The following is a 7121-nucleotide window of genomic DNA, read 5'->3' as shown; positions in this document are numbered from 1 at the left end:
GTAGGGGTTGAAAAAGTTACTGTTTACAGGAAGAAGAGAGACTGACTGCACTTAAAAGTGCATACGCTACATCCCACCTTTGAAAGAGGTGGGCTTTGCTTATTTTTCTGTAAAGGTACAACCAAACCACTGCTATCAATTTATAGCGCTTTCCTGGAGAGATGAGGTACAGCGGGAGGTGTGTGAAACTTGCGTAGAGAGCAAGGAAAACAAAAAAGCTGATAGCTGATAGCTGACGGCTAACCGCTATTATTCGCCACCAGCATCGTTCCCATCGCCTGACCTGCTAACGATGCCGTTGTCCAAGCACTTTGAAAGTTAAACCCACCTGTAACGCCATCAATATCGAGAATTTCTCCAGCAAGGTAAAGCCCCGGACACTTACGGCTTTCCATCGTTTTGAAATCCACTTCCTTTAAACTCACACCACCGCAGGTGACAAACTCTTCCTTAAAAACACCCTTTCCTTTAATGAAGTATCGCCCTTGATTGAGTTCTTGAATCAGTTGATTAAGCGCTTTTTTCGAGACTTGGGCCCAACGTTCCTCGGCACCAATACCAACATGAGTAACCAAACTCATCCAAAGGCGCTTGGGGATAGGAACCGGGCAACTCCCTGTGATTTGGCGTTGAGGCAACTGAGACTTAACCACTAGCAGCAGTTTACGAAGGCTATCTTGGTTGTACTGAGGAAGCCAATTGATCAGTAAGGGGGTTTGATAGTGTTGATCATGCAGAAATCTTGCCCCCCAAGCAGAAAGCTTGAGAACAGCAGGCCCACTCACACCCCAATGGGTAATGAGTAAGGGTCCTGTTTGCTCATTCAAAGTAGACGGTGCATCGGGTAATCGTAGGCGAACATCATTAACACTAACTCCTGCTAAATCTTTCAGACGAGGGTCAGGGATATTGAAGGTAAAGAGGGAAGGAACAGGAGGTTCGACTGTATGACCTAAGTCTTTCGCCCAGCGGTGTCCTTGAGGATTGCTACCAGTCGCGAGGAGAAGGCGATCACATTTTACAATCTCACCTGTTTTCAACTCAATCTCAAACTCCCCTTGAGTTGGGAAGGAGTGCTGTCTGACGGACTTCACCGCAGTACCGACACGAAGTTTTACCCCAGCCTCATTAGCTGCCTGAACCAGACAATCGACAATCGTTTCTGAATTATCAGTAACGGGAAACATCCGCCCATCTGCCTCAGTTTTCAACTGAACACCATGAGACTGGAACCAGGCAACCGTATCCTTGGGTTGAAATCGTGAAAACGCCCCACGCAAGGCTTTACCACCTCTGGGATAATATTGCACCAATGCGGCTGGGTCAAAGCAAGCGTGGGTGACATTGCAGCGTCCGCCACCAGAAATACGAACCTTAGATAAAGGTTGATGCCCAGCTTCTAGTAACGTGACTTGTACACGGGGATGGGCAGTTGCACAGGCAATTGCCCCAAAAAAACCAGCAGCACCGCCACCAATCACTACAACTCGTAGAGGATTCAAAACTAAAAAAGTACCAAATAAATATAGAGACTAATAATTTCTATTCTGCGCTAAAGTCTTCCTTGCCAACACCGCGCATCTTGCTTGTTCTTGTACAGCACTATCCTCAAGATTTAGCTTTTTCGCGGAAGCCCAGACTAAACAAATTTGGCGCTGGAATAGATGGTAAGTAAACAAAGGAAAGCTGGCAAAGAGAGTTTAGATTTCGGATTGCCCAGCCAAAACCTTTATTGAGCTTCCAAATCACTCAATAGCGTCGTGTTTTCTGAACGCCGTAAACAAGACCTGTAGCAATTGAGAGCAAAATCAATACCCAAAGTACGGCACCAGGAAGAAACGTCAGAACACCAAAGCCTCTAAGTAAATAGACAACAACAGTAACGGCAACAGTAACGGCAAAAACGTAAGTAACAATTAAAGTTTCAGACGGAGGAGATGGAGTCACAGGCTGATACCCAATAAATAATCAAACACTTGAGGCACTTAACATTACCACCGCCTCAGACTTCTGATGCCCCCTAGGATACCTGCACCAATTGTAAATAGAACGATCGCCCAAATGAGGTATTCCGGAATTTGCTTGAGAACACCTGTCCCTCTCAGCACCAGAATAATGGCAGTAACAACCAAAGCAATGCCAGCAATATATAAGAGGATAATTATTGCTTGGCTGGGGGGACGGCGATTAGGGGGCAGTGTCACAAATATGGCTCCTGAGATGATGGAAGCATCACGGCACCTATTTTTACAGAATTCGGGCAAGAAAGCCCACTTTTTTAGGTGTGGGATGAATAACTCTAGAAACTAGCAGACTTTTCAGAGTATTTTTTTGCAGGACAAGGTAAAAGGTCAGTATGCGATCGCGTTTAAAATTGATAAATCTTTATTCCCTGGTAGTGAGGTTGAGTCTAAATCTGAGTCTGTCCCTGAACCAAATGCGATCGCAGGTTTCACACTCCTAAGTGCTACCTTCATCGCTCATCGTCTCCTGAAGGCGTAAGCTGGATTAGCTGATTATCGCCATATTCTTGTGCCTTCTGAGCCTCGCGTCACTAAGCTTTGCCCATCTGGACTAAACCGCCTGTGGCAGTATGCGGAGCGCAATAAACTAGAACTATCCCGCAAGTCCTCGACCTGCCATGACCACGACTACCAACCGCCTGACCCTTGAAGAATACCTGAAGTATGACGACGGCACCGACACTCGTTACGAACTCGTTAACGGAGAGCTAATCCCGATGAGCCTCGGTACTGGACAACATGGAGAGATTGCTGATTTCCTTAATAGCGAGTTTCGTGCAGCAGCAAAGCAACTAGGGCAAGATTGGGTATCAAAGCAAATGGTAATTGGTATTCGTTCTCCCCGTGCAGGAAGATGGGACACCGTTCGCGTACCCGATGTAGTCGTGATTCCTCTAGAACAGTGGCGCAACCTGCAAAATCGCGAAGCCGTCATTGAATTAAACGAAGCCCCACCCCTACTTGTCGTTGAAGTTGTTAGCGAATCAACCAAAAGCACTGACTATCGCGCTAAACGGGCAGAATACAGCGTCCTGGATATTCCTGAATATTGGATTGTTGACCCTCTCAATGCCAAAGTAAGTGTTCTCACCTTGGTAGAAGGCTGGTATGACGCGGCGGAGTTTGTGGGAAGCGATTCTATTCAATCGAGGACATTTCCAAACCTCGAACTTACGGCCGAACAAGTATTAGGTGGCAATATGTGACTTCTCCAGACGCTGACCCTACGGGTACAGCGCTGGCTTGCTCTTAATCGCTCTTGAGCATTCCTGGATAACCACTTATCTAGGCACTCGTGCCCCCGACAGTACGGCTCTTACCAGGCAGTTTCCGTTCCCCGTCGTCCACGGGTACTACATTATCAAGCCCACGAATTAACACCATTTGAGCCGCAGCATGGTCGCGATGAGTCTGGTATTGACACTCAGGACAATTGTGAACTCTATCTCCAAGAGATTTGGATACAGCCGCTTGACAGTTCGGGCAAGTCTGAGAAGTTCCATTGGGGTTGACCTTTTCAAAGTACACCCCACGTTTCCAGCAGACCCATTCCAGCAAACTCAAGAACGCACCAAAAGATGCGTCAACGCATTCTTTTCTGAGCATTCCTCTATTGAGTCCAACAGTGTTAAGGTTTTCAGCAAAGATAGTTTGTGCTTGGTCGCAAAGCTTGTGGGCATTTTTCAAATGAAAGTCTTTGCGACGACTTGCGATATGGTGATGGAGTTGTGCTACTTCAATCTGCGCTTTTTCCCAGTTCTTAGAACGTTTCTGTTTCCTTGCGGCTCTGCGTTGCAGCACTTTCAGCCTACCTTGCAAAGTCTTAAAGAACTTTAGACGTTCTACATAACTGCCGTCAGACGAGGTAATAAATCGCTCCAATCCTAGGTCAATGCCAATAGCACGACCGTGAACGGGTACATCAGGAATGCTCACATCCGACTGGATGGTTACAACGACATACCATTGAGTACCCCGGCATCTAGACAATACCCGCACTTGCTTAACAGCAAAGCCGTCAGGAATGGGGCGATGTAACGTGATAGGGACAAGACCAATTTTCGGCAGTTTGATTTGATTTCCCGTTATGGGACTCTCTTTAAACTGTGGGAAAAGAAACGATTTGAATTGCCCATACTTCTTAAATCTAGGAAATCCGAAATCTCGTTTGCGAAAATTTTCCCATGTATTGTGCAGACGTTTAATTACGTCTTGCAAGACCTGAGAATGAACATCCTTAAGTCCTGTCCATGTTTCCTTCAATACTGGCAGTTGACGTTTCTGCTCCATATATCCCGGAAAAGGAGCATCTGAACTGATGATGTATTCCTTCTCCAAAGAGCATCTGTCAACCATGCACTTCCGACTATTCATCCAGTCCTTAAGTTCTCGCAAGGAATAGTTATAAATCCTGCGACAACTTTCCAACCACGCAAGCATCTGAGCTTTTTGATTGGCATCTGGATAAATTCTGTAGGTGTAGTTCATGGTCAACATTTCAGTAATTTAGCATAACTTGTTGCTCATGCTAAATAACTGTTTCCCGCTACATTTATTGGTTGCTTTCGTACCTAACGTCAGTACGGGATAAGAAAAAAGCTGAAGTCTTTGCCCAGTCAGACTTTAAGCCAGTTGAGTTGCCCCACGAATAAGAAAAGGAGGGGGATAATGCTGAAAATCTCAAAAACCAATCATTCAGCACCCCCTTCCTATGACTAGTCTAGAAGAACTCTTTTGTCAGATCGACGATTTCTGCCAAAGTTTTGAACCTCGATGGCAGGCTAGCCTTGTAAGCAACGGCGTGAAGCATCGTCAGCGTAGCCGAGCCTTGAGCTTGAGCGAAGTGATGACGATTCTGGTCAGCTTTCACCAACAGTCGTACCGCAATTTCAAACATTTTTATGAGAAACACGTCTGTCTTTATTGGCACTCAGCCTTTCCCGGACTGCCGAGTTATCAACGGTTTGTTGATTGGATTCCTTCGAGCTTAATGCCGTTGTGCGTCTATCTCAAGCAGTGCTTTGGGCAGTGCAGTGGCATCAGCTTCATCGATTCCACCAGCTTGAAAGTGTGCCACAATCGCCGTATTCGGGGACATCGTGTGTTTGACCAACTCGCGGCACGGGGCAAAACCTCCGTGGATTGGTTCTTTGGTTTCAAACTCCATGTGGTCGTCAACGAACACGGTGAGTTACTCAATTTCACCCTCACCCCCGGTAATACCGATGACCGTCAACCGGTTCGAGAACTGCTCAAAGATGCCTTTGGCAAAGTGTTTGCTGACCGAGGCTATGTCTCTAAAAAACTAGCCAAACAGTTATTTGAAGACTTTGGCATTACCTTCTTTGCCAAACCCAAACGCAATATGAAGAATCAGTTGATGCGGCTCACAGACAAGCTGCTTTCCCGTAAGCGTTCCATCATTGAAACGATTATTGACCAATTTAAGAACATCTCTCAAATTGAGCATTCTCGACATCGCAGCCCCACCAATTTCCTAGTCAATGTTGTCTGTGGATTGATTGCTTATTGCCATCAGCCCAAAAAGCCTTCTCTCCAGATTGACTGGGCTTTACCGCCTGCTGCTTAACCCGTACTGACGTTACCTACAGCAACCCGCTCTCTTCAATCCCGATGCTCAAATGATGCGGGGTACTCGCCTTTCGGCTCGATGTATCCCCGCCCGGAGAGAGCGCGGGGCTTACGGCGTTTTTGCTAACCGACACCCAAAATAATAACTGCCTCAACCTCAGAAGAAGTCAATCACTAGCTACAGATAGGGCGGACATTGCTTACTGCTACTGATTGGAAAGCTTATTATTCCCTCCAAACAGGGATTCCACTTCACAGCTAAACCCTGGCAAGAGCGGACTCGTGAGGCGATCTGTCTTGAACAACGTCATCGCTTTCTTGAGTACGCCATTCTCTCGGCGATAAACCTCGATCGCTTGTTGTTCTCGATCGGCAATCCAATACTCAGAAACCCCTTGAACGGAATAAAGTTTTAACTTCGTTTCGCGATCGCGTTTCTTATCTTTTTCAGTGATCGACAAAACCTCAACAATGAGTTCGGGAGCGCCTGTCAGATGACCGGAAGCATCGAGCAATTGTGATCGCCGTTCATGGCTAATCCAAATCAAATCAGGAATTACAGCATCAGATTCAGAAAAAATGATGCCTGGTGCCATATACGGTTTACCTAGCCTGCTTTGGATTGACCAACGCAATAATTCTGCGTAGAGCAAGCCAGCAACATCCTGATGATTTAAGTGTGGGGCACGGGTCACAAATAGCTCTCCGTCAATAATCTCGTAACGATTGCCATTTTCGGGGAATCCTTCCAAATCAGCGATCGTCCACCGGACTTGTTCAGAGATTGCTGGAGTCATCGGTACTACTCCCAAGTACAAGTAATTCCATTATTGTGGATTCACAAGAAGCTTAACAACCAAAAACCAACAACGATATTACTGCTTTACCTGAGTACCGTGGCTACGTGGATCATCTTGAGCTTGTGGTGTTGACACAGGGGCTTCAAAACTAGAAACCTGTCCGCTACCTTGGGTATAAGGGAGAGGGAGAGAAGCTACCAAAGCGTCTAAGTTTGCCTGCATTACGGGACGAGGTTGTTCGCCAATTGCCTGCGCGATCGCTTTTCCGTCTTGACCTAAAAACACAAAATGGGGAATCCCATCCACCCGGTAGTTGAGGACTTCTGGTAACCACTTGCTGTTATCTACATTCAACATTACAAAGTTGACTGAATCAGCGTATTGCTGTTTTAGTTCGCCCAAGTCCTTCGCCATCGCCTGACAACTGGTACACCAGTTAGCATAGAACTCCATCAACGTTGGCTTGCCATTGCTCAAGGCAATTTCCAGTGGTGTCGCTTCTTCTGCTTGTGTGTCGAGGGATGTCGCACCTGTTTTTGTTTGTAATGCTAGGAAAAGGACAACACTAAGCGCGATCGCGACTAGTGCGATTAAAAAATTTCTGATGCGAGTGCCGTTAGTCGTTTCAGACTTCTGGGGAGAAGTCGCTGCCGAGTCAGGTAAATTTGCCGCCATGCTTAACCAAACTTATAATTTGTTAACTTTT

General features: G+C 46.4%; 9 protein-coding genes. 3 read left to right on the top strand and 6 right to left on the bottom strand.

The features are described from left to right. Positions 1-239 precede the first annotated feature (239 nt). The 3 genes from H6F98_RS09210 to H6F98_RS09200 all read right to left on the bottom strand — a co-directional run bounded on the left by H6F98_RS09210 (position 240) and on the right by H6F98_RS09200 (position 2204). A complete protein-coding gene (locus tag H6F98_RS09210) occupies positions 240-1502 on the bottom strand; it encodes an NAD(P)/FAD-dependent oxidoreductase (RefSeq protein WP_192218363.1) in 1263 nt (420 codons plus the stop codon). 247 nt (positions 1503-1749) lie between these two features. Next, entirely contained in the window at positions 1750-1947 is a 198-nt protein-coding gene (locus H6F98_RS09205; RefSeq protein WP_192218362.1) for a hypothetical protein, read from the bottom strand. Positions 1948-1991: 44 nt separating this feature from the next. Beyond that, positions 1992-2204, bottom strand: coding sequence for a hypothetical protein (locus tag H6F98_RS09200; RefSeq protein ID WP_313929820.1), 213 nt, complete (start codon positions 2202-2204; stop codon positions 1992-1994). Between the two features lie 127 nt (positions 2205-2331). On the opposite strand from H6F98_RS09200, the gene H6F98_RS09195 reads away from it, so the two are divergent. Then, a complete protein-coding gene (locus tag H6F98_RS09195) occupies positions 2332-2502 on the top strand; it encodes a hypothetical protein (RefSeq protein ID WP_192218361.1) in 171 nt (56 codons plus the stop codon). 139 nt (positions 2503-2641) lie between these two features. Next, positions 2642-3229, top strand: coding sequence for a Uma2 family endonuclease (locus H6F98_RS09185; RefSeq protein ID WP_192218359.1), 588 nt, complete (start codon positions 2642-2644; stop codon positions 3227-3229). Positions 3230-3308: 79 nt separating this feature from the next. On the opposite strand, the gene H6F98_RS09180 is transcribed toward H6F98_RS09185, so the two are convergent. Beyond that, positions 3309-4511 (bottom strand): transposase, encoded by a 1203-nt coding sequence (locus tag H6F98_RS09180; protein ID WP_242058447.1) that lies wholly within the window; start codon positions 4509-4511, stop codon positions 3309-3311. Positions 4512-4734: 223 nt separating this feature from the next. Between H6F98_RS09180 and H6F98_RS09175 the strand changes: the two genes are divergently transcribed. Then, on the top strand, positions 4735-5613 hold the full coding sequence (locus H6F98_RS09175; RefSeq protein ID WP_192218357.1) for an IS982 family transposase: 879 nt from the start codon (positions 4735-4737) through the stop codon (positions 5611-5613). A 208-nt stretch (positions 5614-5821) separates the two neighbouring features. On the opposite strand, the gene H6F98_RS09170 is transcribed toward H6F98_RS09175, so the two are convergent. Both H6F98_RS09170 and H6F98_RS09165 read right to left on the bottom strand, forming a co-directional pair. Further along, entirely contained in the window at positions 5822-6412 is a 591-nt protein-coding gene (locus H6F98_RS09170) for a Uma2 family endonuclease (protein ID WP_192218356.1), read from the bottom strand. A gap of 78 nt (positions 6413-6490) precedes the next feature. After that, positions 6491-7090, bottom strand: coding sequence for a thioredoxin family protein (locus tag H6F98_RS09165; RefSeq protein WP_192218355.1), 600 nt, complete (start codon positions 7088-7090; stop codon positions 6491-6493). Positions 7091-7121 lie beyond the last annotated feature (31 nt).

It is taken from the genome of Microcoleus sp. FACHB-SPT15 (assembly GCF_014849525.1).
GTDB classification, from domain to species: Bacteria; Cyanobacteriota; Cyanobacteriia; order Cyanobacteriales; family Coleofasciculaceae; genus Symplocastrum; species Symplocastrum torsivum.
Note: the sequence above shows the minus strand (reverse complement) of the source record. Positions and strands in the feature narration are given on the sequence as shown.

Bases quoted from the DNA above. Each gene is read 5' to 3' on its own strand.
- H6F98_RS09185 (WP_192218359.1), top strand. From the start codon at position 2,642: ATGACCACGACTACCAACCGCCTGACCCTTGAAGAATACCTGAAGTAT.
- H6F98_RS09180 (WP_242058447.1), bottom strand. From the start codon at position 4,511: ATGAACTACACCTACAGAATTTATCCAGATGCCAATCAAAAAGCTCAG.
- H6F98_RS09175 (WP_192218357.1), top strand. From the start codon at position 4,735: ATGACTAGTCTAGAAGAACTCTTTTGTCAGATCGACGATTTCTGCCAA.
- H6F98_RS09170 (WP_192218356.1), bottom strand. From the start codon at position 6,412: ATGACTCCAGCAATCTCTGAACAAGTCCGGTGGACGATCGCTGATTTG.
- H6F98_RS09165 (WP_192218355.1), bottom strand. From the start codon at position 7,090: ATGGCGGCAAATTTACCTGACTCGGCAGCGACTTCTCCCCAGAAGTCT.